This window comes from Blastococcus sp. DSM 46786, assembly GCF_900109665.1.
GTDB classification, from domain to species: Bacteria; Actinomycetota; Actinomycetes; order Mycobacteriales; family Geodermatophilaceae; genus Blastococcus; species Blastococcus carthaginiensis.
In genome coordinates this window covers 143,527-165,920 of the sequence record NZ_FOAO01000006.1, presented here as the reverse complement: position 1 = coordinate 165,920, position 22,394 = coordinate 143,527, and the positions used below count along the sequence as shown (strand labels likewise).

Annotated in this window: 23 protein-coding genes; 14 read left to right on the top strand and 9 right to left on the bottom strand. The window is 72.7% G+C overall.

Annotated features, from left to right (window positions below):
• Window positions 1-272: 272 nt before the first annotated feature.
• Both BMW62_RS07600 and BMW62_RS07595 read right to left on the bottom strand, forming a co-directional pair.
• Entirely contained in the window at window positions 273-1,982 is a 1,710-nt protein-coding gene (locus BMW62_RS07600; RefSeq protein ID WP_091930237.1) for an alpha-glucosidase, read from the bottom strand.
• Window positions 1,983-2,018: 36 nt separating this feature from the next.
• Window positions 2,019-2,402 (bottom strand): VOC family protein, encoded by a 384-nt coding sequence (locus BMW62_RS07595; RefSeq protein ID WP_091930236.1) that lies wholly within the window; start codon window positions 2,400-2,402, stop codon window positions 2,019-2,021.
• Between the two features lie 121 nt (window positions 2,403-2,523).
• Here BMW62_RS07595 and BMW62_RS07590 point away from each other — a divergent pair, with 121 nt between their 5' ends.
• From BMW62_RS07590 to BMW62_RS07580, 3 genes are read left to right on the top strand one after another with little or no spacing between them, the layout of a single operon-like run.
• Window positions 2,524-3,864: an MFS transporter gene (locus BMW62_RS07590; RefSeq protein ID WP_091930235.1), complete on the top strand. Its 1,341-nt coding sequence runs from the start codon at window positions 2,524-2,526 to the stop codon at window positions 3,862-3,864.
• On the top strand, window positions 3,852-4,244 hold the full coding sequence (locus BMW62_RS07585; RefSeq protein WP_091930234.1) for an FKBP-type peptidyl-prolyl cis-trans isomerase: 393 nt from the start codon (window positions 3,852-3,854) through the stop codon (window positions 4,242-4,244). Before BMW62_RS07590 ends, BMW62_RS07585 begins: the two co-directional genes overlap by 13 nt.
• A 38-nt stretch (window positions 4,245-4,282) precedes the next feature.
• Window positions 4,283-4,975: a DsbA family oxidoreductase gene (locus tag BMW62_RS07580; protein ID WP_091930233.1), complete on the top strand. Its 693-nt coding sequence runs from the start codon at window positions 4,283-4,285 to the stop codon at window positions 4,973-4,975.
• Here BMW62_RS07580 and BMW62_RS07575 read toward each other — a convergent pair.
• The 3 genes from BMW62_RS07575 to BMW62_RS07565 all read right to left on the bottom strand — a co-directional run bounded on the left by BMW62_RS07575 (window position 4,972) and on the right by BMW62_RS07565 (window position 6,482).
• The gene (locus BMW62_RS07575; RefSeq protein WP_091930232.1) at window positions 4,972-5,934 is read right to left on the bottom strand and encodes an NAD(P)H-dependent flavin oxidoreductase; all 963 of its coding nucleotides are present in this window, start codon (window positions 5,932-5,934) and stop codon (window positions 4,972-4,974) included. The genes BMW62_RS07580 and BMW62_RS07575 overlap by 4 nt on opposite strands.
• Window positions 5,935-5,952: 18 nt before the next feature.
• The gene (locus BMW62_RS07570) at window positions 5,953-6,195 is read right to left on the bottom strand and encodes an acyl carrier protein (protein ID WP_091930231.1); all 243 of its coding nucleotides are present in this window, start codon (window positions 6,193-6,195) and stop codon (window positions 5,953-5,955) included.
• Window positions 6,196-6,263: 68 nt separating this feature from the next.
• On the bottom strand, window positions 6,264-6,482 hold the full coding sequence (locus tag BMW62_RS07565) for a hypothetical protein (RefSeq protein WP_091930230.1): 219 nt from the start codon (window positions 6,480-6,482) through the stop codon (window positions 6,264-6,266).
• A gap of 83 nt (window positions 6,483-6,565) precedes the next feature.
• Here BMW62_RS07565 and BMW62_RS07560 point away from each other — a divergent pair, with 83 nt between their 5' ends.
• The 8 genes from BMW62_RS07560 (at window position 6,566) to BMW62_RS07525 (ending at window position 15,360) form a co-directional block, all read left to right on the top strand.
• Window positions 6,566-6,886, top strand: coding sequence for an ArsR/SmtB family transcription factor (locus BMW62_RS07560; protein ID WP_091930291.1), 321 nt, complete (start codon window positions 6,566-6,568; stop codon window positions 6,884-6,886).
• Complete coding sequence (locus BMW62_RS07555) at window positions 6,883-7,395, top strand: SRPBCC family protein (protein WP_091930229.1); 513 nt, start codon at window positions 6,883-6,885, stop codon at window positions 7,393-7,395. Before BMW62_RS07560 ends, BMW62_RS07555 begins: the two co-directional genes overlap by 4 nt.
• A 554-nt stretch (window positions 7,396-7,949) precedes the next feature.
• Window positions 7,950-9,764 (top strand): phosphoenolpyruvate carboxykinase (GTP), encoded by a 1,815-nt coding sequence (locus tag BMW62_RS07550; RefSeq protein WP_091930228.1) that lies wholly within the window; start codon window positions 7,950-7,952, stop codon window positions 9,762-9,764.
• A 147-nt stretch (window positions 9,765-9,911) separates the two neighbouring features.
• Window positions 9,912-11,126 carry an MFS transporter gene (locus BMW62_RS07545; RefSeq protein WP_091930227.1) on the top strand — a complete coding sequence of 405 codons (1,215 nt, stop codon included), beginning with the start codon at window positions 9,912-9,914 and terminating at the stop codon, window positions 11,124-11,126.
• A 261-nt stretch (window positions 11,127-11,387) separates the two neighbouring features.
• Window positions 11,388-12,914 carry a tripartite tricarboxylate transporter permease gene (locus tag BMW62_RS07540; RefSeq protein WP_091930226.1) on the top strand — a complete coding sequence of 509 codons (1,527 nt, stop codon included), beginning with the start codon at window positions 11,388-11,390 and terminating at the stop codon, window positions 12,912-12,914.
• Window positions 12,911-13,483 carry a tripartite tricarboxylate transporter TctB family protein gene (locus tag BMW62_RS07535; protein WP_091930225.1) on the top strand — a complete coding sequence of 191 codons (573 nt, stop codon included), beginning with the start codon at window positions 12,911-12,913 and terminating at the stop codon, window positions 13,481-13,483. The genes BMW62_RS07540 and BMW62_RS07535 overlap by 4 nt, the downstream gene beginning before the upstream one ends.
• 46 nt (window positions 13,484-13,529) lie before the next feature.
• On the top strand, window positions 13,530-14,576 hold the full coding sequence (locus tag BMW62_RS07530) for a Bug family tripartite tricarboxylate transporter substrate binding protein (RefSeq protein WP_091930224.1): 1,047 nt from the start codon (window positions 13,530-13,532) through the stop codon (window positions 14,574-14,576).
• A gap of 94 nt (window positions 14,577-14,670) precedes the next feature.
• Window positions 14,671-15,360, top strand: coding sequence for an isochorismatase family protein (locus BMW62_RS07525; RefSeq protein WP_091930223.1), 690 nt, complete (start codon window positions 14,671-14,673; stop codon window positions 15,358-15,360).
• A 12-nt stretch (window positions 15,361-15,372) separates the two neighbouring features.
• Here BMW62_RS07525 and BMW62_RS07520 read toward each other — a convergent pair whose 3' ends face one another.
• Window positions 15,373-15,579, bottom strand: a complete 207-nt coding sequence (locus BMW62_RS07520; RefSeq protein WP_091930222.1) for a hypothetical protein — start codon at window positions 15,577-15,579, stop codon at window positions 15,373-15,375.
• Between the two features lie 159 nt (window positions 15,580-15,738).
• Window positions 15,739-17,319 (bottom strand): FAD-dependent monooxygenase, encoded by a 1,581-nt coding sequence (locus BMW62_RS07515; protein WP_091930221.1) that lies wholly within the window; start codon window positions 17,317-17,319, stop codon window positions 15,739-15,741.
• A 289-nt stretch (window positions 17,320-17,608) separates the two neighbouring features.
• Between BMW62_RS07515 and BMW62_RS07510 the strand changes: the two genes are divergently transcribed.
• Entirely contained in the window at window positions 17,609-18,730 is a 1,122-nt protein-coding gene (locus tag BMW62_RS07510; protein WP_091930220.1) for a cupin domain-containing protein, read from the top strand.
• Between the two features lie 86 nt (window positions 18,731-18,816).
• Window positions 18,817-20,403, top strand: coding sequence for an ethanolamine ammonia-lyase reactivating factor EutA (locus BMW62_RS07505; RefSeq protein WP_091930219.1), 1,587 nt, complete (start codon window positions 18,817-18,819; stop codon window positions 20,401-20,403).
• A gap of 15 nt (window positions 20,404-20,418) precedes the next feature.
• Here BMW62_RS07505 and BMW62_RS07500 read toward each other — a convergent pair whose 3' ends face one another.
• Entirely contained in the window at window positions 20,419-21,195 is a 777-nt protein-coding gene (locus BMW62_RS07500; RefSeq protein WP_211435030.1) for a FadR/GntR family transcriptional regulator, read from the bottom strand.
• A 59-nt stretch (window positions 21,196-21,254) separates the two neighbouring features.
• Entirely contained in the window at window positions 21,255-21,944 is a 690-nt protein-coding gene (locus BMW62_RS07495) for a 2,3-bisphosphoglycerate-dependent phosphoglycerate mutase (RefSeq protein ID WP_091930218.1), read from the bottom strand.
• A 90-nt stretch (window positions 21,945-22,034) separates the two neighbouring features.
• On the opposite strand from BMW62_RS07495, the gene BMW62_RS07490 reads away from it, so the two are divergent.
• A complete protein-coding gene (locus BMW62_RS07490) occupies window positions 22,035-22,358 on the top strand; it encodes a 2Fe-2S iron-sulfur cluster-binding protein (RefSeq protein ID WP_091930217.1) in 324 nt (107 codons plus the stop codon).
• Window positions 22,359-22,394: the final 36 nt, after the last annotated feature.

Genomic DNA, 22,394 nt, shown 5'->3' with positions numbered 1-22,394 from the left:
CCGCTGCCCGGGGTCGCCCGCCGGCCGCGCAGCAGGAGCCACAGCGCCGGCAGCACCTCGCCGAGGAAGGTGAACTGCGCGACCGCGGGCCAGGCGCCCGCCGAGAGCACCGCCCCGGCGTCGTCGAACGCGTAGCCGAGGCCGGCGGCTTCGGGCGGTGGTGCGGAGCGTTGCCCCTCAGGAGGACATCCGCGGGCCACGAATGTCCTCCTCCGGGCCGATGCCGGCCCGGCGCGCCGCTGGGTCCGCGCCGCCGGGTCGCGCCGGCCGGGTCACGGCAGGCGCAGGACGCGGGCCTCCCAGGGGCGCAGCTCCGCCGGGTCGTCGTCGGGCAGGTTGCCGAGCAGCAGCTCGGCGGCCGGCGCCTCGGGCAGCAGCTCGGCCAGCCGGTACGGCGTCCGCGACAGGTTGCAGACGACGAGCAGCTCGACCCCGTCCAGGCAGCGCGTGAACGCGTACACCTCGTCGTGGTCGGGCAGCAGCATGGTGAAGTCGCCCAGCGGCACGACGTCGTCGGTGTGCCGCAGCGCGATCAGCCGCCGGTAGTGGGCGAGCACCGAGTGCTCGTCGTCCCGCTGCGCCTCCGCGTTCCACTCGACGTGGTCGGGGTGGACCGCCAGCCACGGCGTCCCGGTGGTGAACCCGGCGTTCGGCGAGGCGTCCCACTGCACCGGCGTGCGGGCGTTGTCCCGGCTCATGCAGCGCAGCGCGGTCAGCACCTCCGCCGGGTCGTGGCCGGCGGAGACCGCGTGCACGTGGTGGTTGAGCGACTCGACGTCGGCGAACTCCTCGAGCGAGGTGAACGGGTAGTTCGCCATCCCGAGCTCCTCGCCCTGGTAGACGTACGGCGTCCCCCGGTGCAGGTGCAGCAGCGTGGCCAGGCAGGTCGCGGAGTCGCGCCGGTACCGGGGTGAGTCGTCGCCGAAGCGAGAGACGGCGCGCGGCTGGTCGTGGTTGTCCCAGTAGAGGGAGTTCCAGCCGACGTCGGCCAGGCCGGCCTGCCAGCGCCCGAACGAGGCCTTGAGGTCGCGCATCCGAAGCGGGTGGATGTCCCACTTCGAGGTGCCGTGGTCCAGGCCCACGTGCTCGAACTGGAACACCATGTCCACCTCGGCGCGGGCCGGGTCGGTGAACAGCCGGGCCTGCTCCACGGTCACGCCCGGCATCTCGCCGACCGTCAGCAACGCGCCGTCCCGCCCGGCGAAGACCTCGCGGTGCATCTCCTGCACGAACTCGTGGATCCGCGGTCCGCACAGGTAGGACGCCGAGCCGTCACCCAGCGCGGAGCCCGCCAGCGGTGGACCGTCGTGCAGGTGCCCGCCCGGGCCGACGTCCTTGCTGATCATGTTGATGACGTCCATGCGGAAGCCGTCGACCCCGCGGTCGAGCCACCACCGCATCATCGCGTGCACCGCCTGCCGGACCTCCGGATTCTCCCAGTTGAGGTCGGGTTGCCGGCGGTCGAACAGGTGCAGGTAGTACTCGCCGCTGGCCTCGTCGAGCTCCCAGGTCGGGCCGGAGAAGAACGACTGCCAGTTCGTCGGCTCGGCGCCGGGGTCGCCCGGCGCCATGCCCTCCCGCGGTGGGCGCCACCAGTACCAGTCGCGCTTGGGGTTGTCCGTCGACGAGCGGGACTCGAGGAACCAGGGGTGCTGGTCGCTGGTGTGGTTGACGACCAGGTCCATGACCAGCTTCATCCCGCGCGCGTGCAGCGCGGCGATCAGCTCGTCCAGCTGTTCCAGCGAGCCGAACAGCGGGTCGATGTCCTGGTAGTCGCTGATGTCGTAGCCGTTGTCGGCCTGCGGTGACGGGTAGACCGGCGAGAGCCACAGGACGTCGACGCCGAGGTCGGCCAGGTGGTCCAGGTGCAGCAGCACGCCGCCGAGGTCACCGATGCCGTCGCCGTCGGAGTCCATGAACGAGCGCGGGTAGACCTGGTAGACGACGGCACGGGTCCACCACGGCGGCTGCTCGACAGGCATGCGCCCAGCCCAGCACGCCGGGCCGCCGCCCGCAGGTCAGGGCCCCCCGTGGTGGACCGCCTCCAGGTTGTTGCCGTCGGGGTCGCGCAGGAAGACGCCGTAGTAGCCGGGGTGGTACTCGGGCCACACCCGCGGCTCGTGCAGGATCTCCGCGCCGGCCTCGCGTGCGGCGGTGAAGACGGCGTCGACGGCCTCGCGGGACGGCGCGGCCAGGGCCAGGTGCACCGGGCGGTGGCCGGTGTCCTCGGCGGGGCTGATCCACAGCTGCGGCTGCCCGTCGGGCCCGCACAGCCCGATCACCGGCCCGTGCGGGGTGTCGATGCGCATCGCCTCGCGCAGGCCGCAGGCCGCGAAGACGCGCTGGTAGAAGGCCGCCGCCGCCTCGGCGTCGGTGCACTGCAGACCCAGGTGGTCGATCATGGCGCGGACCGTAGCGGCGAGGACCGACGATCTGGACCGGTTCCGCCCTCGGGGAAACCACGTGCGTCCTGTCGTACCCGTGACCCACCATGAGCGCGCCCACCACCCACGGAGGAGAGCGATGACGCTGCCACGCGCCCTGGCTCCGCTGCGGCACCGCTCCTACCGGCTGCTCGCGGCGGCGATGGCGCTCTCGCTGCTCACCCAGGGGCTGTGGGCGATCGCGATGGTGTGGCAGGTCGTCGCGCTCGACGGCGGCCCCGGCGCGCTGTCGCTCGTCGCCGCGCTCGGCTCCGGCGGCATGCTCGTCATGACACTGCTCGGCGGGGCGCTGGCCGACCGGGTGCCGCAGCGCCACCTGCTGCTGCTCGTGGCGCTGCTGCAGGGCGGCGCGACCTCCGTCGCCGCCACCCTCTCGCTCACCGGCGTCCTCGAGCTGTGGCACCTGGCCGTGGTCGCCCTGGTCGACGGTGCGGCGCTCGGGCTGTTCTACCCCGCGTACTCCGCGCTCGTGCCGGCGCTCGTCCCCGAGGGCGACCTGCTCGCGGTGAACGGGCTGGAGGGGGCGGTGCGCCCGGTGCTGGGCCAGGCGGCGGGGCCGGCGGTCGCCGGGTTCCTCGTCGCCGCGTGGTCCCCGGGCGCGGCGATGGCCGGTACCGCCGCGACGGCGTTCCTCGCGGCCGGCTTCCTCCTCGTGCTGCCGCTGACGCCGGTGCGCCGCGAGCACGCCGACGGTGCGCCGCCGCCGGGCCTCGTCGCCGACGTCCGCGAGGGCGTCCGCTACGTCGTCGCCACCCCCTGGCTGCTGGCCACGCTGCTGTTCGCCGCCGTCATGCTGCTGGCCTTCATGGGGCCGTTCGAGGTGCTCGTCCCCTTCGCCATCGAGGACGCCGGCGGCGGGGCGAGCCAGCACGCGTGGGTGCTGGCCGCCTTCGGGCTGGGCGGTGCGCTGGGCTCGCTACTGGTGGCCTCGTGGCGGCTGCCGCGGCGCTACCTCACGGTGATGAACTTGCTGTGGGGCGTGGGCTGCGTGCCGATGGTCGTCTTCGGGTTCACCACCGACCTCGGGGTCATGCTCGTCGCCGCGGCGGCCGTGGGCGCGACCTTCCAGGCGGGCATGGTCATCTGGGGGACGCTGCTGCAGCGCCGGGTGCCGCCCGCCCTCCTCGGTCGCGTCTCGAGCCTCGACTTCTTCGTCTCGCTGAGCCTCATGCCGCTGTCGATGGCGCTCGCCGGGCCGCTCAGCGAGCTGGTCGGGCGGTCCGGGGCGTTCCTGGTGGCCGGCCTCGCCCCGCCGGTGTTCGCCGTCGTGGCCATCTGGGCCGCACGGCTGCCCGCCGACGAGCTCGCCCACCCGCTCGACGTCGGCCGGCCCGAGCCGGAGCCTTCGAGCGCTGCTTGGATGGGGGACGACGGCGCCGGGAGAGCCCCGGTGCGGGAGGGAGAACCGTGGCCGAGCTGAGCCGACCCGAGGTCGAGCCGCCGACCGGACCGGCCCCCGACGACCTGGTGATCGAGGACCTCGTCGTCGGCGACGGCGACGAGGCCAAGGCCGGCGACCTGGTCAGCGCCCACTACGTGGGCGTCACCCACGAGGGCGGCGAGCAGTTCGACGCCTCCTGGGACCGCGGCGACCCGCTGGAGTTCCGCGTGGGCGTCGGGATGGTCATCCAGGGCTGGGACGAGGGCATCGTCGGCATGAAGGTCGGCGGCCGCCGCCGGCTCACCATCCCGGCGCACAAGGCCTACGGCGACCGCGGCGCCGGCGGCGTCATCAAGCCCGGCGCGACGCTCGTGTTCGTCGTGGACCTCGTCGGGGTCCGCTCCTTCACCGGGGGCTGACCCGGAATCGCCGGACGGGCGACGACGTTGGGCCGGGCATGCAGGTAGAGGTCTGGTCCGACGTCGTCTGTCCGTGGTGCTACATCGGCAAGCGCCGGCTGGAGGCCGCGCTGGAGAAGTTCCCGCACCGCGACCAGGTCGAGGTCGTGTGGCGCTCCTTCCAGCTCGACCCCACCGCCCCCGAGGGCGAGACGCACCCGACGCTGCCGGCGCTGGCCCGCAAGTACGGCACGAGCGTCGAGCAGATGCGGGCGAACATGGCGAAGGTCGAGCAGGTCGCCGCCGGTGAGGGCCTGGAGTACCACCTGACCGACGCCGTCAGCGGCAACACGCTGCTCGCGCACGAGCTGCTGCACCTGGCCGCCGAGCACGGCAAGCGCAACGAGCTCAAGGAGCTGCTGCTGCACGCCTACTTCGAGGAGGGCCGCTCGGTCTTCGACGTCGACTCCCTCGTCCCCCTCGGCGTCCAGGTGGGCCTGGACGAGGCGGAGGTTCGCTCGGCGCTGACGGATCGGCGCTACCTCGCCGCGGTCCGCCAGGACAGCGCCACCGCGCAGTCGCTCGGCGCCACCGGTGTGCCGTTCTTCGTCGTCGACCGCACGTACGGCGCCGCGGGCGCTCAGCCGGCCGAGCTGCTGCTGCAGGTGCTCGACCGGGCGTGGGCGGACGCGAACCCGCTGGTCACCGTGCCGCCCGCGGACGGCTGCACCGACGACAGCTGCTCGGTCTAGCCGAGCAGCCCCGCCACCGCGCGCAGCGCCAGCTCGGCGCCGGCGTCCAGCTCCCGCACCACCTCGGTGGCCGAGTGCTCCGTGGTGACCAGGCCGACCGCCTCGCCCGCGTAGACCGGGGCGGTCGCCGGGTCCCCGGTCCGTCGGCCGTCCACGACGAGCTGCCGGGCGTCGGCGTCGTGCACGAGCTCGTCCTCGCGCCCGTGCCAGGCGCGGGAGAAGTCGTTGACCAGCGCCCGGCCGGGCCAGCGCTCCGGCCAGGCGACGCCTTCGGCGACGTCGAAGGCGCGGGTCAGCACCGTCTCCTCGCCGTTGGCCGCCCGCACCCGCTGGCGGGCGGCGGGGGAGTTGAGGCCTTCCGGGCAGGACAGCAGCGGCGTGCCGATCCAGACGCCGGCCGCGCCCGCGGCCAGGGCGGCGGCCATCCCCGCGCCGGTGGCGATCCCGCCGGCGGCCAGCACCGGGCGGTCGGTCAGCGCGAGCACCTCCTGCAGCAGCGGCAGGGTGGCGCGGTGCCCGGTGTGACCGCCGGCCTCGCTGCCCTGCGCCACGACGACGTCGACCCCGGCGGCCAGCGCCCGGTGGAGATCGGCCACGGTGTTGACCTGCGCCGCTACGGTGATCCCGGCGTCGTGCAGGCGCGGGACCCAGGGCGCGGGGTCGCCGAACGAGACCGAGACGAGGTCCGGGGTCGCTTCGATGGTGGCTTCGAGCAACTCGGGCCGGTCGGGGAGCGCCCAGGCCATCAGCCCGACCCCGAACGGCAGCCCGTCCCCGCGGGGGATCGCGCACTGCTCGACGACGAACGACGCCGGCGTCGCGCTGCCGACGCCGATCATCCCGAGCCCGCCGCCGAGCGACACGGCCCGCGCGAGCGCGCCCCCGGCCACGCCGGCCATGGGTGCTCCGACGACCGGCGTGGCGAGGGCGAAGCGGCGGGTGAACGCGGTCGTGATCACGACCGCATCCTGCCCCCGCTACTGCGTGGCCGGGCCCCCCTGCGAGGTGCCCTGGAGCCGGCCGAGGAACTCGTGGCAGCGCTTGGCGCGGTCGGAGTCCTGCTGCATGACCTCGCGGAAGAACGCCGCGACGTCGTCCAGGCCCGCGTTCTCGGCGTCCCGGACGTACTGGCCGTAGTCGTGCCCGGCCTTGAGCGAGTGGTACTGGACGGAGACGAGGTCGTAGAAGACGTCCTCGAAGCCGGTCTCACCGGTGGCCATCTGTCCTCCTCGGTGCAGGTGGGTGGGTCGAGGCCGCCATACCCGGGGAGGATCGGTCCGTCACCCGGTCACTCCGACGGGTTTCCGCCGAAGGCGCCGCCGGTGACGTCGCCCCCGCCGGCCTCGTCCGACAGCGTCTGGCCGGTGGGCAGCTCGTCCTCGCCGGTCGACGTCGCGTCGTCCTCCGTGGAGGCCAGGTCGGCGCCCTCGCCGTAGGCCCCTGGGTCGGCCTGCAGGGTGCGGGGGTCGTTGAGCGGGTCGGGCGTGTCCGGGTCGGTGACGGTCATGGACGGCTCCTTTCCCGTGTCGTCGCGCGCCAACCCCTCGACCAAGGCGTAACTCATGTGTTACGCATCTACCCGTGGAGGCGATGCAGGCGCTGGCGGACCCGACCCGGCGGGACCTCGTGGCGCTGCTGGCCGGTGGGGAGCGGACGGCGGGGGAGCTCGCGGCGCCGTTCCGCGTCAGCCGCCCGGCGATCAGCCGGCACCTGCGGGTGCTGCGCGAGGCCGGGCTGGTGAGCGTGCGTGCCGACGGGCGCGAGCGCCGCTACTCGCTCGACCCGCGGCCGCTGCGGGAGATCGACGACTGGCTGGAGCCCTACCGCGACCTGTGGGCGCAGCGGCTCGACGCGCTCGACACCGAGATCGCCCGCGGCAGGCGGGCGCGCAGAGAGGGAGGACCGGCATGACCGAGGACCTGGACACCCGGCGGGGCACCGTCACCACCGAGGACGACGGCCGACGCCGGCTGGAGTTCCGCCGCAGCTGGCCCGATCCGATCGACGACGTCTGGGCCGCGCTCACCGAGCCCGACCGCATGGCCCGCTGGATCGGCACCTACGAAGGCGAGCGGCGGCCCGGCGGCACCGGCACCTTCACGATGACCCACGAGGACGAGGCGGTCGGCGAGCCGATGACCGTCGTCGAGTGCGACCCGCCCCGGCGGCTGGTCGTGCAGTGGGTGCAGGAGCAGGAGGGCTCCGGCGTGTGGCGGGTCGACCTCGACCTGTCCACCGAGGGTGACCGGACCGTCCTGCGCTTCGTCCAGTTCTTCGCCGCCGGCGCCGACGTCACCGACTACGCGATGGGGTGGCACTGGTACCTGGACAAGTTCGATGCCGAGGTGAGCGGGCGCCCGGTGCCCGGCGACTGGGACGCGTTCGCCGCCGAGGTCGGCCGGGCCTACGGGCGGGGGTGACCCGCTGCTGCTGGACGGTGAGCGCCGATGCGCAGTTCCAGTCCCCGGAGTGCGCATCAGCGCACACCATCGGGCGACGGGCGGGCGCGCACCGGAGGCCTGATCCACCACCTGCACCGGGTCGGGGCCTGCTCGCGGGCCGAACCGGCCGAGCAGTCGTTCGCGGGAGGCCGCCGGGGCCCGGCCTGCACCGGGTAGGCGTCGTGGGCGGCGAACCGGCCGGGGTGGACAAGGTGGTAGTTCCCGACCAACCCATCGGATCGTGGTTCTGGCACATCGGAGCCACGGCGAGGCGGTTGCGCAGCGTGACGTCACGGAGACGGAACGGCGAGAGGAGTGCAGGAGAGGTCACGACATGTGGCGAACGCCGCCATCCGAGAGGCTGCTCCGAGCTGAGCGGTAGACGTCCTATACGTAACATTTGTCTCGGTTACAGGCGCATGTCGGCGCTTGTACCCTGACCCGATCCGCACGGCCGTTCCAGCGGCCGCGGCTCGCAGGGCACCACCGTCGGAGCGGGAGTCCGCGCCGGCGACGCAGAGGATGGAGACGCCGTGACCACCGTGGCCACCCCAGGTCTGGAGAACGCCCCGACGACGCACGCCCGGCTGCTGGCCTGGGTGCGGGAGATGGCCGAGCTGACGACTCCGGACCAGGTGGTCTGGGTCGACGGCAGCGACGAGGAGTGGGAGCGGCTCACCCGCAAGCTCGTCGACGCGGGCACCTTCACGCCGCTGGAGAAGAAGCCCAACTCGTTCCACTGCGCCTCCGACCCCCGCGACGTCGCGCGCGTCGAGGACCGCACCTACATCTGCTCGGTCGACGAGGCCGACGCGGGTCCCACCAACAACTGGATGGACCCGAACGAGATGAAGTCGGTCATGACCGAGCTGTACCGGGGGTGCATGCGCGGCCGGACGATGTACGTCATCCCGTTCTGCATGGGCCCGGTCGAGGCCGAGAACCCGATGTTCGGCGTCGAGCTCACCGACTCCGAGTACGTCGTCGTCTCCATGCGGGTCATGGCCCGCATCGGCACCCACATCCTCGAGGCCATGGGCACCGACCGGCCGTTCGTGCCGGCGATGCACTCCCTCGGCGCCCCGCTGGAGCCCGGCCAGGCCGACGTGCCGTGGCCGTGCAGCGACACCAAGTACATCGTCCAGTTTCCCGCGGAGCGGATGATCTGGTCCTACGGCTCCGGCTACGGCGGAAACGCACTGCTGGGCAAGAAGTGCTACTCGCTGCGCATCGCCTCGGTCATGGCGCGCGACGAGGGCTGGCTGGCCGAGCACATGCTGATCCTCAAGCTCACCAACCCGCAGCAGAAGACGTACTACATCGCCGCCGCCTTCCCGAGCGCCTGCGGCAAGACCAACCTGGCGATGCTCGAGCCGACCATCCCCGGCTGGAAGGTCGAGACCCTGGGCGACGACATCGCCTGGATGCGCTTCGGCGAGGACGGCCGCCTCTACGCGCTCAACCCCGAGTACGGCCTGTTCGGCGTCGCCCCGGGCACTGGGTGGGACACCAACCCCAACGCCATGCGCACCATCGACAAGGGCAACTCGGTGTTCACCAACGTCGCGCTCACCGACGACGGCGACGTCTGGTGGGAGGGGATGACCGACGAGCCGCCGGCGCACCTCACCGACTGGAAGGGCCGGGACTGGACGCCGGAGTCCGACGAGCTCTCCAGCCACCCGAACAGCCGTTTCTGCACGCCGATCACCCAGTGCCCGATCCTGGCGCCGGAGTACGACGACCCCAAGGGCGTGCCGATCTCGGCGATCCTGTTCGGCGGCCGTCGCAAGACCACGATCCCGCTGGTGACCGAGGCCCGGGACTGGAACCACGGCGTGTTCATGGGGGCGACGCTCTCCTCGGAGACCACCGCCGCCGCCACCGGTGCCGTCGGTGTCGTCCGCCGCGACCCGTTCGCGATGCTGCCGTTCATCGGCTACAACGCCGGTGACTACTTCGGTCACTGGGTCGAGACCGGCAAGATGCACGACGCGAGCAAGCTGCCGAAGATCTTCTACGTCAACTGGTTCCGCCGGGACGCCGACGGCGGCTTCCTGTGGCCGGGCTTCGGTGAGAACAGCCGCGTGCTCAAGTGGGTCATCGAGCGCCTCGAGGGCACCGCAGCCGCCGTCGAGACGCCGGTCGGCCACGTGCCCACGCCGGACTCCCTCGACGTCTCCGGCCTGGACATGACCACCGAGCAGGTCGAGCAGGCCCTCGCGGTCAAGCCCGAGGAGTGGCGCGAGGAGATCCCCCAGATCACCGAGTGGTTCGAGAAGTTCGGCGAGAAGCTGCCCAGCACCATGTGGGACGAGCTCGAGATCCTCAAGAGCCGCCTGGCCTGAGGCGTCGACCGAGGGCCCGGACCGCCGCTGCGGTCCGGGCCCTCGGCGAGTGGGGCGGGCGGCGGCACGGGTCGCCGTCGCGGCGCGCGCGGCCACCGTCGGTTAGCGTGGCTGGGCCCCTTCCCGTTCCCGGAGGCAACCCCCCTCGTGCCGAATCCCTACCTGCAGGTGCTGCGGACGCCGCACGCCCTGCCGATGGTGCTCGCCGCCTTCATCGGCCGGCTGCCCCTCTCGATGGTCGGGCTGGGCTCGGTCCTCCTGGTCGCCGACGAGACCGGCTCCTACGGCCTCGGCGGCGCCGTGGCCGCGGTGGGTGCGGTGACGACGGCGGCCGCCGGCCCGCTCCTGGGGCGGTGGGCCGACACGCACGGCCAGCGGCGGGTGCTGCTGCCGGTGCTCGCGGTCTTCGTGGCCGCCGGGCTGGTCTTCCTGTTCTCCGTGCGCCGGGACTGGCCGCTGCTGATCGTCTTCCTCTCCGCGGGGCTGGCCGGGGCCTGCATCCCACCGGTCTCCTCGATGATCCGCGTCCGGTGGACGCACCTCCTGCGCGGCAGCCACCGGCTGCACACGGCGCTGTCGATGGAATCCGTCGTGGACGAGTTCGTCTTCATCGTGGGCCCGGTGCTGGTCACCTTCCTCTCCACCACCGGGCACGCGACCTCCGGCGTGGTGACGGCGTTCGCCCTCGCCACCGTGGGCAGCCTGCTCTTCGCCGCCCAGCGCCGCACCGAGCCCGAGCCGCACGGGCACGCGAGCCGGCAGGGTCCGTCCGCGATCCGCACCACGGGGCTGCGCGTGCTGTTCGTCGTCGGGGCCGCGGTGGGCGCCATCCTCGGCACGCTGGAGATCGCCCTGGTCGCCTTCGCCGACGAGCAGGACGCCATGGCGTTGTCCGGCGTGCTCATCGCGAGCCTGGCCGTCGGGTCGATGGCCAGCGGCATCGGCTGGGGTGCGATCCACTGGCACCTGCCGCTGCGGTTGCGGCTCGTCGGCGCCCTGGCCCTGCTCACGCTGCTGGTCGTCCCGCTGCTGTTCATCGACGACATCTGGGTGATGGTCCCGTTCGTGATCGTCGCGGGCATCGCGGTGTCGCCGTCGCTGATCAGCTCCTTCACCCTGGCCGAGCTCCTGGTGCCCCGGTCGGCGGTGACGGAGGCGTTCACCTGGATCGGCACCGCGCTGGGGCTGGGGGTCGCAGTGGGCGCCTCGGCCGCCGGCAAGATCGTCGACGTCGCCGGCGCCAACCGGGCGTTCGTCGTCGCGATCGTCGCCGCGGGGATCGCCGCGGTCGTCGTCGGCGTCTACCAGCGGCTGCTGCACGTGCCGGCCGAGCACGCCGCCGAGCCGGCGCTGGCCCGCTGACCGCGAACGCCTACCCTCCTTCCCTGTCGTCGAGGCAGCCCTGCATGCGGGTGCGGCCGGCCCTGTTCGGCTGATCGCCGAAGCCCTGACCGGCTGCATCCGCGCGGGACCCGGGAGGCTGCGGATCAAGGCAGTCGGTCCGCGGGTGTAACGCTTGGGGCAACGTTTGGTCTGATGGTTGACCCATTCGGCCGGACGGTGTTGGGTCTTCTCCTGTGACGCGGCGCACTGCGCCGCCACCCCGCTCGTCGAGAGGAACACATGCTGTCCGACGTGATCAGCGGGCTCACGCAGGTCTTCCAGCCCGTGCCGTTGATGCTCATGTTCCTCGGCATCGCCATCGGCTTCGTCGTCGGTGTCCTCCCGGGGCTGGGCGGCGCGGTGACGCTCGCGCTCATGATCCCGTTCACCTTCGACATGCAGCCGGTCGAGGCGTTCGCCTTCCTGCTCGGCATGTGGGTGGTCACCTCGACCACCGGAGACATCACCTCGGTGCTGTTCGGCGTCCCGGGTGAAGCCACGTCGGCGGCGACGGTCCTCGACGGCCACCCCATGACCAAGCGCGGCGAGGGTGGCCGGGCCCTGGGCGCCGTGCTGTTCAGCTCGGCTCTCGGCGCGGTCTTCGGCGCGCTCGTCCTCGCGCTGTCCATCCCGGTGATCCGGCCGCTCGTGCTGGCGTTCGCACCTCCGGAGTTCTTCGCCCTCACCATGCTGGGGCTGACGTTCGTCGTCGCGCTGTCCGGGAAGACCCTGCTCAAGGGCTTCGTCATGGCGGCGCTGGGCCTGCTGGTCGCGCTCGTCGGGCTGGATCCCCAGGCCGGTATCCCGCGGTACACCTTCGACCAGCTGTACCTCTGGGACGGGATCGGCATCGTCCCGCTCGTCGTCGGCCTGTTCGGCGGCGCCGAGGTGCTGCAGCTGATGCTGAGCAAGCGCAGCATCGCCAGCGGCGGCCCGGCGGCCACGCCGGAGGCATCCCTGTCCGGCATCGGCCAGGGGTGCCGCGACGTCCTGCGGCACTGGGGGGTGGTGCTGCGGTCCAGCGCGATCGGTACCGGGATCGGCATCGTGCCCGGGTTGGGCGGCTCGGTGGCGCAGTTCATGGCCTACGGCGCCGCTCAGCAGAGCTCCAGGACGCCGGAGCTCTTCGGCAAGGGAGCGGTCGAGGGGGTCATCGCCTCCGGCGCGGTCAACAACGCCAAGGACAGCGGATCGCTCATCCCCACGATCGGCTTCGGCATCCCCGGCGGCGCGGGCAGCGCCGTCCTGCTCAGCGCCTTCCTGGTCGTCGGCCTGAATCCCGGCCAGGAGATGCTGACCACCGAGCTCGACGTCACCTTCTCCATGATCTGGGTGACCGTCCTGGCGAACTTCATCGCCGTGGCAGCAGCCTTCCTGCTCATCAAGCCGCTCACCAGGCTGACCTTCATCTCCGGCCCGCTGCTCGTGCCGTTCCTGCTGCTGCTCCTCGCCCTGGGCGCCTACACCGCCAGCAACAACTTCGCCGACGTCGTGGTGATGATCGCCGCCGCCGTCATCGGGGTGCTCTGCATCCGCTACGACTGGCCACGGGTCCCGTTCCTGCTCGCCGTGGTGCTGGGGTCGCTGGCCGAGCGGTACCTGTTCCTCTCCTACTCCCTGTTCGAGTGGTCGTGGCTGACCCGGCCGATCGTGCTCGGGATCGGCGCGATCATCGTCCTGGCCGTCCTCGCGCCGGCCCTCCGCCGGCTGCGCGCCCGGTCCCGCAGCTCCCGGAGCACCGACGAGAAGGACGAGGTGGCGGCATGAGCGCCGGCGCGGGGATGCCCGTGGAGCCGACGGCAGCTGCGTCCACGGATCGGGCCGCGCGCCGGCCGGCCGACACGGTGGCCGACCTCGTCCTCACGGTCCTGCTGCTGGCCCTGTTCGCCTGGGCCTACCTGGAGACCAGCGGGCTGCCGCCCACGGCCGCGTTGTTCCCCCGCATGGTGACCGGTGCCGGGTTCGTCCTCACGGCGCTGCTGCTCCTCCAGTCGCTGGTGGGGCTGCGGAAGGAGCGCTCGCCCGCACCGGCTGCCGGCGGGGACGGTGCCGAGGTCGAGGAGCTGGACGACGACGACGCCGAGTACGTCTTCCAGACCGCCGGTGCACGACGCTGGGCCGAGGCGATCGGCTGGTGCGTCGGGTTCTTCGTCCTGCTGTACGTCGCCGGCCTCTTCGTCACCGCTCCGGTGTTCTCGTTCCTCTACCTCCGCTTCGCCGGCCGGCGGACCTGGCTGCTCAGCACCGTCTACGCGCTCGTCGTCGGCGCGGTGCTGTACGTGGCCTTCGAGCTCCTGCTCGCCGTCCCGACGCCGCCGGGGCTGTTCCTCGACTGACCCACCCGCCCCACCCCGCAGATCGTCATCCAGAAGGAGCGAACGCATGAAGCCTGCAGTGCCGCTGCGGCGGAGCCTGTGGCCCCTGGTCACCCTCGGCCTCGGTGCCGGTGTGCTCACCGGTTGTTCCGGTGACTCGGAGCCCACGGCTGCCGCCGCCGGCGACGAGTGCGCCTCCCTGGAGGGCGAGACGGTCGCCCTCGTCGTCCCCTACGACCCGGGCGGCGGCTACGACACCTACACCCGCCTGGTCGCGCCGTACCTGGAGGAGGCGCTGGGGGCCACCGTCGTCGTGGAGAACCAGCCCGGTGCCGGCGGTCTCCTGGCCCTGAACAACCTGCTGGCCGAGGACCCGGACGGGACGACGCTGGCGATCATGAACGGGGTGGGTGCCGGAGGGTCGTCCATCGCCGGCGCCGAGGGCGCGAGCTTCTCGCTCGAGGACTTCACCTACATCGGCCGCGTGGCCAGCGACCCGTCGTTGATCGTCACCAGCGCCACCGGGCCGTACCAGACCTTCGAGGACGTCCGAGCCGCCGACCAGTTCCGCTGGGGTTCGACCGGGCCGGGCGCCGAGGACTACGTGACCTCCTCGCTGCTCAGCGCGGTCTTCGACATCCCGGGCGAGGTCATCACCGGGTTCCCGGGGTCGGGCGAGACCGAGTTGGCCGTCATCCAGGGCAGCGTCGACGGCATGTCCGGAAACCTCACCAGCCGGCGCGGCGCCGTCGAGGAGGGGACGCAGACGCCCATCCTCGTGGTCGGCGAGGAGAAGCCGGACTGGGTGCCGGAGGACGTCCCGACCGTCGACGACCTGGACACGACCGAGGAGCAGGCCGCCATCCTGGACGCCCACCTGGCCCTGATCGAGCTCGGCCGGCCGTTCGTCGGTCCCCCCGGGATGGACGAGGACGTCACCTCGTGCCTGCGCGGCGCCATGGATGCGGCCATGAACGACCCCGAGCTGATCGAGGAGTCGGTGCAGCAGGAGCGCGAGCTGGCCTACCTGCCCGGTGAGGAGCTCGAGGGCCTGGTGCAGCGGATCTCGGACGCGCCGCCCGCGTACGGCGATCTGCTGAAGACGTTCTACTGAGCTGCGGGCGCGCGAGCGCCTGAGCGGCTGCCCACCGTCGCCCCGGCCCGCCTGCCCGGCGGGCCGGGGCGGCCGACGTCCGGGAGGAGAGGACATGGACCCCGTCCCCGAGCGGCACTGCTGGGACGACGTCATCGGGGACGACGAGCGCCTGGTCGCCACGCGGTACCGGCCGCGGTCGCCCGGGCGCCGCCCGGCCCTGCTGCTGGTCGACTGCTACCGCAAGGTCTTCGGGGACCGGCCGCAGCCGCTCGCCGAGGCCATCGCGGAGTTCCCCTCGTCCTGCGGCCTGGCCGGCTGGACGGCACTGCCGCACCTGGAGGCGCTGCTGGAACGCGCCCGCTCGGCCGGGGTTCCGGTGCTGCACACGACCGGGGACGTCCGCCCCGGCGTCCCCGGCGGTGGGGTCACCCAGCGGGTGCCGGCAGCCGGCCGGGACGACGCGGCCGGCCTGGAGTTCATCGAGCCGCTGCGGCCCCGCGACGGGGAGACCGTGGTGCGCAAGAGCCGGGCGAGCGCCTTCTTCGGCACCGCGCTGTCCACCTGGCTGCGGCAACTCGACGTGGACACGCTCGTGGTGGCGGGGGAGACGACGAGCGGCTGCGTGCGGGCGACGACGGTGGACGCCTACTCGCACGGGTTCTCGGTGGTGGTGGTGGAGGAGGCGGTGTTCGACCGCAGCCCCCTGTCCCACAAGATCGCGTTGTTCGACCTGCACCTGAAGTACGCGTCGGTCGTGCACGCGGACCGCGCGCTGGACCTGCTGGGGGCCGGCCGGCGCTGACCGGCGGCCCGGTCAGCGGGTGGCGGCGAACTCCCGCAGCGCAGCGCGACGGGCAGACGTCCCGCGCGCGCCCTCGTAGGCCCGGGCAGCGGTGATCGCGCGGCCGACCACCGCGGTGGTGCCCGCGGCGGCCATCCGCAGTCGGGCCGGGAACGCGAACTCCGGCTTCCGGACGAGACCCGCCGTTCCGTGGGACCGGGCCTGGGCGATGCTCGTCAACTCGTACTCCTCGATCTCTCCACCATTACGCAATAATGGTAGGACAATTCGAGGTGCTGTTCGGTCGGCATTGCGTGAAGCCAGTCACGGATTCCGAGGACATTCATTACCCAGGTCACACGGCGACACCGGAATGGCTGCAGAAAAGTGCTCCGGGACTCAGCCGGCGCCGGTCGCCCGGTTGAGGACCCGCACCGCGTCGTCCGGTGCAGCATCCCCGGTCCAGGCCACGAACTGGTCGGGCCGCACGAGGACCAGCCGTGCCCCGTAGTCGGCAGCCTCCCCCGTGCGGCTGTCGCGGAGGATCGTCAGCGGCACGCCGAGGAGCCGGGCGGCCTCCCCGAACGCCGCTACCGCAGCGTCGTCGACGTCGAGGGCCAGGAGCGTGAAACCGGCGCCGAGTTCTTCGAAGACGGTCCGCCCGGAGGTCAGTCGCCGCGGCGGCAGGTGGTGCCCGGCGCGGGCCGCGAAGGTGTGCTCGCCGTGTGCGCTGCTGACCCCGCCTGCCGGGCCGAAGACCACCGGTGAGCCCTCGTAGTGCGGTTCGAAGCCGCGCAGCCGGCGGCCGAATCCGCGGGCCGCCTCCTCGAAGGCGCGGGCGAACTCCTCGCGGTCGTCCTCGGGCCGGTACTTCTCGAGCATCGCGCGGTCGTCACGGATCCAGCCGCCGATGATGTCCTCGCCGACGTCCCGGAAGACCGGCTGCCGCTCGAGGCTGTAGGAGTCCAGCAGTGCGTCGCTGCCCCAGCCCTGCAGCGTGGCGGCGAGCTTCCAGCCGAGGTTGGCGGCGTCCTCGAGGCCGTTGTTGAGCCCGAAGCCCCCGTAGGGCGGGTGCGTGTGCGCCGCGTCGCCGGCGATGAACGCCCGGCCGGCGCGGTAGCGGTGGGCCACCTGGACGCGCAGGTCCCAGAAGCCGACGTGGTCGATCTCGAGGGCGAAGGGGAAGCCGGCTGCGCGGTGCAGCAGTTCGACGATCTCCGGGCCGTCGGCGGTGGTGCCCGGCGGTACGGGCGCGTGGAAGAAGAACTCGGCGCCGACGTCGACCCGCCCGAAGAACATCCAGTAGCCCTCGAGGTCCGGGTGCATCACGCGGTAGGTCGACCGGTCCGGGAAGCGGCTGAGCGCCTCGTGCAGCTCGGGTGAACGGAAGACCACGAGTGCGACCAGCTCGTCCCAGTCGGTGCCGCTGCGCTCGATGTCGGCCTGCTCGCGGACGACGGAGTGCCCCCCGTCGCAGCCGACCACGTAGTCGGCCTCCAGCACCTCCCGGCTGCCCTCGTGCTCGACGACCACCCGTACGCCGTTCTCGTCCTGCTCGACCCCGGTGGCCCGCCGGCCGAGGCGCAGCTCCACGCCGGGCAGCTCCGCCAGCCGGCTGCGCAGGACCTCCTCGGTGCGGTACTGCGGCAGCCGCTCGTTGGCCTGGGCGTAGTAGTCCCGCACCAGCTCACGGGCCGGCGGAGCGCTCCAGAAGTCGCCCAGCAGGTTGCCGTAGACCGTCACCTGCCCGATGGGATGCCCCTCCGGCATGGTGCGGGCCGCGCGCAGCCGGTCCGCCACGCCCCAGCGCCAGGCGTGCTCCATCGTCCGCTGGGACAGGCCCTGGCCCTTGGGGATGCTGGACAGCTGGGAACGCCGTTCCACGACGACGCAACGGACGCCCCGCAGCCCGAGGTCGAGCGCGAGCCCCACGCCGACCGGACCGCCGCCGACGATGATCACCTGGTGCTGTTCGGTCATGCCGTCCTCTGTCGTCGGGGGGCAGTGCAGAGCGGGCAAATGATAGGACCATCACGCCGGCCGTGACGAGGTTCCGGCCAGGGGTTCCAGCGGTGGGTGCGCGACCGGCGGCAGCCCGACGCCAGAGGGGCGCAGGCCCTCCCCGGGGTCCTGCCGCACACCTGGCGAGGACGGTGGGTGTCCTTTGACACACCCCGACGGTGGTCTTATGGTCCTACCGATCAAGCATGGCGGCATGCTCGCCGCGCCGTTCGTGGGGTTCACCCCATGCGTCGACCAGGGAGGCCCCATGGCCAAGGATGCCATCGTCAACGAGAGCCTCGCGGCGAAGTTCGCCACCGAGAAGGACTCGCCGTACACCCGCTGGGTGGCCGACGAAGGTCTCGACATCATCGCCGCCCACTACGTGCCCGACCTGAAGACCGTCGAGCTCAAGGACTGGGCCCGCCGTGGCGGTCGGGGCGTCTTCATCAACCACGAGGCCAGCCGCACCTCGAACGACTGCTACGTGGCCGAGATCCCGGCCGGCGGCCAGCTCGCCCCGCAGCGGCAGCTGTTCGAGGAGATGATCCTGGTCCTCTCGGGCCACGGCTCCACCAAGGTGTGGAACGACGCCGGCGCCGAGGTCACCTTCGAGTGGGGCCCGGGTGCGCTGTTCGCCATCCCGCTCAACGCCGACCACCAGCACTTCAACGGCTCGGGCACCGAGGTGGCGCGTTTCGTCTCCTCGACCAATGCCCCGGGGATCATCAACCTCTACGACGACATCGAGTTCGTCTTCGGCACCTCCCACGACTTCCCGAAGCGTTTCAACGGCGAGCCGGACTACTTCGCGCCCAAGGGTGAGCAGAAGGGCCTGCTGCTCGACACCAACTTCGTGGCCGACGCGATCAGCCTGCCGCTGATCGAGGCCAAGGAGCGCGGCGCCGGCGGCGGGCACATCCGCTTCAACATGGCGCGGGGCTCGATGAACAGCCACATCTCGCAGTTCCCCACGGCCACCTACAAGAAGGGCCACCGGCACGGCCCGGGCGCCCACGTGATCATCCTGTCGGGCGAGGGCTACAGCCTGATGTGGCCCGAGGGCGAGGAGCCGCGGCGCTACGAGTGGCAGGCCGGCAGCATGATCGTGCCGCCGAACATGTGGTACCACCAGCACTTCAACACCGGCACGGAGCCGGCCCGCTACCTCGCCTTCAAGCACGAGGTCGTCTCGATCCGGAACGCGCAGGGCGTGCCGAAGGCCTGGATCAGCCAGCGCATCGGTGGTGACCAGATCGACTACGCCGACGAGTCGTCCTACGTGCGCGAGACGTTCAAGGAGGCGCTGGCCAAGCACGGCCTCGAGCCTGCGATGGAGACCGCGTACGAGCAGGAGAAGGAGAACCTGCCGCCCGAGCCGGCTGCCTGATCCCTCCCGTCCCGCCTCGACGTGCGGTCCGCCTCCTGCCGGCGGACCGCACGTCGTCGTTTCTCCCCGTCCTCTGGAGCGCACCCGTGACCCACACCCACTCCGCCGAGCCGGTCTACGGCCGCGAGCACACCCCGCCGCGGACGGTGCACTCGCCCCACACCCCGGACCACGACCACGACCACGACGACGCCGAGCTGCCGCTCGAGGACAACCCGATCTGGCAGCAGGACAACGTCACCCTGCACAGCGTCGGGATGGACATCGGCTCCTCCGGCACCCAGGTGGTCTTCTCCCGCCTGCACCTCCGCCGCATCGGCGAGGACCTGACCAGCCGCTACATCGTCGTCCGGCGCGACACGGTCTACCGCTCGCCGGTGGCGCTGACCCCGTACGCCAGCGCCGAGCACATCGACGCCGAGGCCCTCGGCACGATCATCGACCGCGCCTACGGCGAGGCCCGGATCGGGCCGGAGGACGTCGACACCGGCGTGGTCATCCTCACCGGCGAGGCGCTGCGCCGCCGCAATGCCGAGGCCATCGCCGAGGTCCTGGCCGAGCGGGGTGGAGAGCTGGTGACCGCGACGGCGGGCCACCACATGGAGGCGATGCTGGCCGGCTACGGCTCCGGAGCGGCCCGGACGTCGTACGAGACCGGTCGGCGCATCCTCAACGTCGACATCGGCGGCGGCACCACGAAGCTCTCCGTCCTCGACCGCGGACGGGTCGTGGCCACCGCCGCGGTCCACATCGGTGGTCGGCTGCAGGTCGTCGACGGGACCGGGAGCATCGTGCGCCTCGATCCCGCCGGCCGGTTGCACGCCGCCCGGGCCGGGTTCGGCTGGGACCTGGGTGACCCGACCCGCCCCGAGGAGCTCGACCGGGTCGCCGAGGGGATGGCCGACGCCCTGGTCGCCGCGCTGGGCGCCACGCCGCCGCCGGACGTGGCCGCGCTCTACCTCACCGACCCCCTGGGGGACGTCGGCCCGATCGACGGCGTGGTGTTCTCCGGCGGGGTGGCCGAGTACGTCTACGGCCGGGAGAGCGCGTCGTTCGGCGACCTCGGCCGGCCGCTCGGCGAGGCGGTCCGGCGGCGGGTCGACGCGGGCCTGCTGCCCTACCCGCTGCTGCCCGCCGGGGAATGCATCCGGGCCACCGCGCTGGGCGCGTCGGAGTACAGCGTCCAGCTCAGCGGCAACACCGGCTGGATCTCCGACCCGGATGCCCTGCTGCCGCGGCGCAACCTGCAGGTGGTGCGCCCGGTCCACGAGCTCGGCGAGACCGTGGACGCCGCCGCCGTGGCAGCGGCGGTCCGCCGGCACCTGGTCGCCCTCGACGCCGCGGACGCCGACAAGGACGTGGCGCTGGCGATGTCCTGGTCGGGCCTGCCGAGCTACGGCCGGGTCGCCGCCTTCGCCCGGGGGGTGCGCGACGGCCTCGCGGAGCGGATCGCCGCCGGCCGGCCGGTGTACGTCGTGCTCGACGGCGACGTCGCGATGACCCTGGGCCGGCTGCTCCAGCACGAGCTCGGGGTCACCTCCGACCTGCTGGTCGTCGACGGGCTCGCCCTGCGGGACTTCGACTACATCGACATCGGCCGCGTGCGGCACCCCTCGCGGACGGTTCCGGTGACGATCAAGTCGCTCGTCTTCGGGGACGAGCCGGGGGCCTGACGCGCCGTGCCGGCCTCAGCTCGCGGGTGCGGTCTCCATCGCGGCGACGCGCTCGGCCGTGCGGGACAGGTGGGTGCGCATCAGGGTCGTGGCCGCGTCGACGTCGCGGCCGGCGACGGCGTCGATCAGGGCGCGGTGCTCCTCCACGCCCTGCCGGCCGTGCAGCGGCGCTGCCTCCCGGGCCCGCTCCAGGGACTGCAGCAGCGGGTCGTGCAGCGATTCGACGAGCATGGCGACGGCCCGGTTGTGCGTCGCGACCGCGAAGCGGGTGTGCCACTCGGCGGAGAGCTCGAGCGGGTACTCGTCGCCCTCGAGCGCGGCGCTGCTGCGGTCGCAGATCGCGTGCAGCGCGGCGATGTCCTCGTCGGTCGCCCGCTCGCAGACCAGCGTCACGATGCCCAGCTCGAACACCATGCGCGCCTCGGTGACCTCGACGGCGCTCATCGTCGCCAGCGAGATGAGGTCGGCGATGCCGGCCCCGACGAGCCGGCTGCTGGGCGCGGTGACGAACGCGCCGCCACGGGCGCCGACCCGGATCTCGACCAGGCCGTTGGCCTCCAGGACCCGCAGCGCCTCGCGGACGGTGACCCGGCTGACGCCGAACCGCTCGCAGAGCTCCCGCTCGGAGGGCAGCCGGTCGCCGGCGGCCAGCTGCCCCTTGCGGATCAGCACGCGGATCTGGTCGACGATGACCTCGGAGATGCGCCCGACGCTGACCCGGCTGAGCAGGTCACCCTTGCCGGTCAGGGAGCTTCCGGCGGTCGCTGCTTCGGTCGGTCCCTGCGTCGTCACCCCCGCATCCTAGGTGACCGACGGGCGAGACCGTCCGGTCCGCCGGGGTCCGATCACGCTCACGGGTGGATGGCAGGCCCCGACCCGCGCGGTAGGGGATCGTGGCGGACGTACCGGCCGCCGGGGACCAGGGGGCGCAGATGGCCGTCCAGCGCGTAGTGCAACGGGGTCGCGATCGGGACCTCCAGGTCGAGCACCTCCTCCGGGCCGAGTTGGTCCAGGAGGGCGATCAGCGCGCGCAGCGAGTTGCTGTGCGCGGTCACCAGCACGGTGTGACCGGCCCGCAGGTCGGGCGCGAGCGCGTCCTCCCAGCAGGGCCGCAGCCGGGCGGCGACGTCGGCGAGGCTCTCCCCGGTCCGGCGGACGCCGCCGCGGAACGCCGGGGGCGGCGCGGCGTCCCAGGACCGCCGCCACCGCTGGTACTGCGCGCTGCCGTGGCGGTCCCGCACCTCGCCGCGCGTCAGGCCTTCGAGCGCGCCGTAACCCCGCTCGTCGAGCCGCTCGTCCTGGCGGGCCGGGACGAGCGGCCGCCCGGCGGCTGCGAGTGCGAGCGCTCCGGTGCGGACGGCGCGGGTCAGCGTGGAGGTGTGGGACCGGTCCGGCACCAGGCCGGCCTCGCGCAGGAGCACCCCGCAGCGCCGGGCCTGGTCCTCGCCCCGGGGTGTGAGGTCGACGTCGACCCGGCCGGTGAAGCGGTCCTCCGCGTTCCACGCGCTCTCGCCGTGGCGGAGGAGGACGAGCGAGGGCATGTCGTGACCCTAGCCACATGTGTGGTCTAATGGACATACCAATGCTCGATGGGCCCGGGAACGGGTGAGGGACGACGGAGGGGGCAGGGCGTGCCGAAGGTGGTCTACGTCGGGGGCGCCGGTCAAGAGCACGCGGTCGACGCGACGGCCGGTGAGTCGGTGATGGCCGCGGCGGTGAAGAGCGGCGTGCCCGGCATCATCGGGGAGTGCGGCGGCAACGCGTCGTGCGCGACCTGCCACGTATGGGTCCGTGACGAGTTCCTGCACCTCCTCGGCGAGCCGGGCGACGAGGAGGAGGACCTCCTGGAGATGGCGGTGTCCGAACGCCGCGACGGCAGCCGGCTGGGTTGCCAGATCTCCGTGTCCCCGGAGCTCGACGGGCTCACCGTGGACGTCCCGCCGCAGCAGCCGTGAACCGGGAGTTGACGGCGCCCACGATTGGTATGACCA

Coding starts and splice junctions, on each gene's coding strand:
- BMW62_RS07600 (WP_091930237.1), bottom strand. CDS start 1,982: ATGCCTGTCGAGCAGCCGCCGTGGTGGACCCGTGCCGTCGTCTACCAG.
- BMW62_RS07595 (WP_091930236.1), bottom strand. CDS start 2,402: ATGATCGACCACCTGGGTCTGCAGTGCACCGACGCCGAGGCGGCGGCG.
- BMW62_RS07590 (WP_091930235.1), top strand. CDS start 2,524: ATGACGCTGCCACGCGCCCTGGCTCCGCTGCGGCACCGCTCCTACCGG.
- BMW62_RS07580 (WP_091930233.1), top strand. CDS start 4,283: ATGCAGGTAGAGGTCTGGTCCGACGTCGTCTGTCCGTGGTGCTACATC.
- BMW62_RS07570 (WP_091930231.1), bottom strand. CDS start 6,195: ATGGCCACCGGTGAGACCGGCTTCGAGGACGTCTTCTACGACCTCGTC.
- BMW62_RS07565 (WP_091930230.1), bottom strand. CDS start 6,482: ATGACCGTCACCGACCCGGACACGCCCGACCCGCTCAACGACCCCCGC.
- BMW62_RS07560 (WP_091930291.1), top strand. CDS start 6,566: ATGCAGGCGCTGGCGGACCCGACCCGGCGGGACCTCGTGGCGCTGCTG.
- BMW62_RS07555 (WP_091930229.1), top strand. CDS start 6,883: ATGACCGAGGACCTGGACACCCGGCGGGGCACCGTCACCACCGAGGAC.
- BMW62_RS07540 (WP_091930226.1), top strand. CDS start 11,388: ATGCTGTCCGACGTGATCAGCGGGCTCACGCAGGTCTTCCAGCCCGTG.
- BMW62_RS07535 (WP_091930225.1), top strand. CDS start 12,911: ATGAGCGCCGGCGCGGGGATGCCCGTGGAGCCGACGGCAGCTGCGTCC.
- BMW62_RS07530 (WP_091930224.1), top strand. CDS start 13,530: ATGAAGCCTGCAGTGCCGCTGCGGCGGAGCCTGTGGCCCCTGGTCACC.
- BMW62_RS07525 (WP_091930223.1), top strand. CDS start 14,671: ATGGACCCCGTCCCCGAGCGGCACTGCTGGGACGACGTCATCGGGGAC.
- BMW62_RS07515 (WP_091930221.1), bottom strand. CDS start 17,319: ATGACCGAACAGCACCAGGTGATCATCGTCGGCGGCGGTCCGGTCGGC.
- BMW62_RS07510 (WP_091930220.1), top strand. CDS start 17,609: ATGGCCAAGGATGCCATCGTCAACGAGAGCCTCGCGGCGAAGTTCGCC.
- BMW62_RS07495 (WP_091930218.1), bottom strand. CDS start 21,944: ATGCCCTCGCTCGTCCTCCTCCGCCACGGCGAGAGCGCGTGGAACGCG.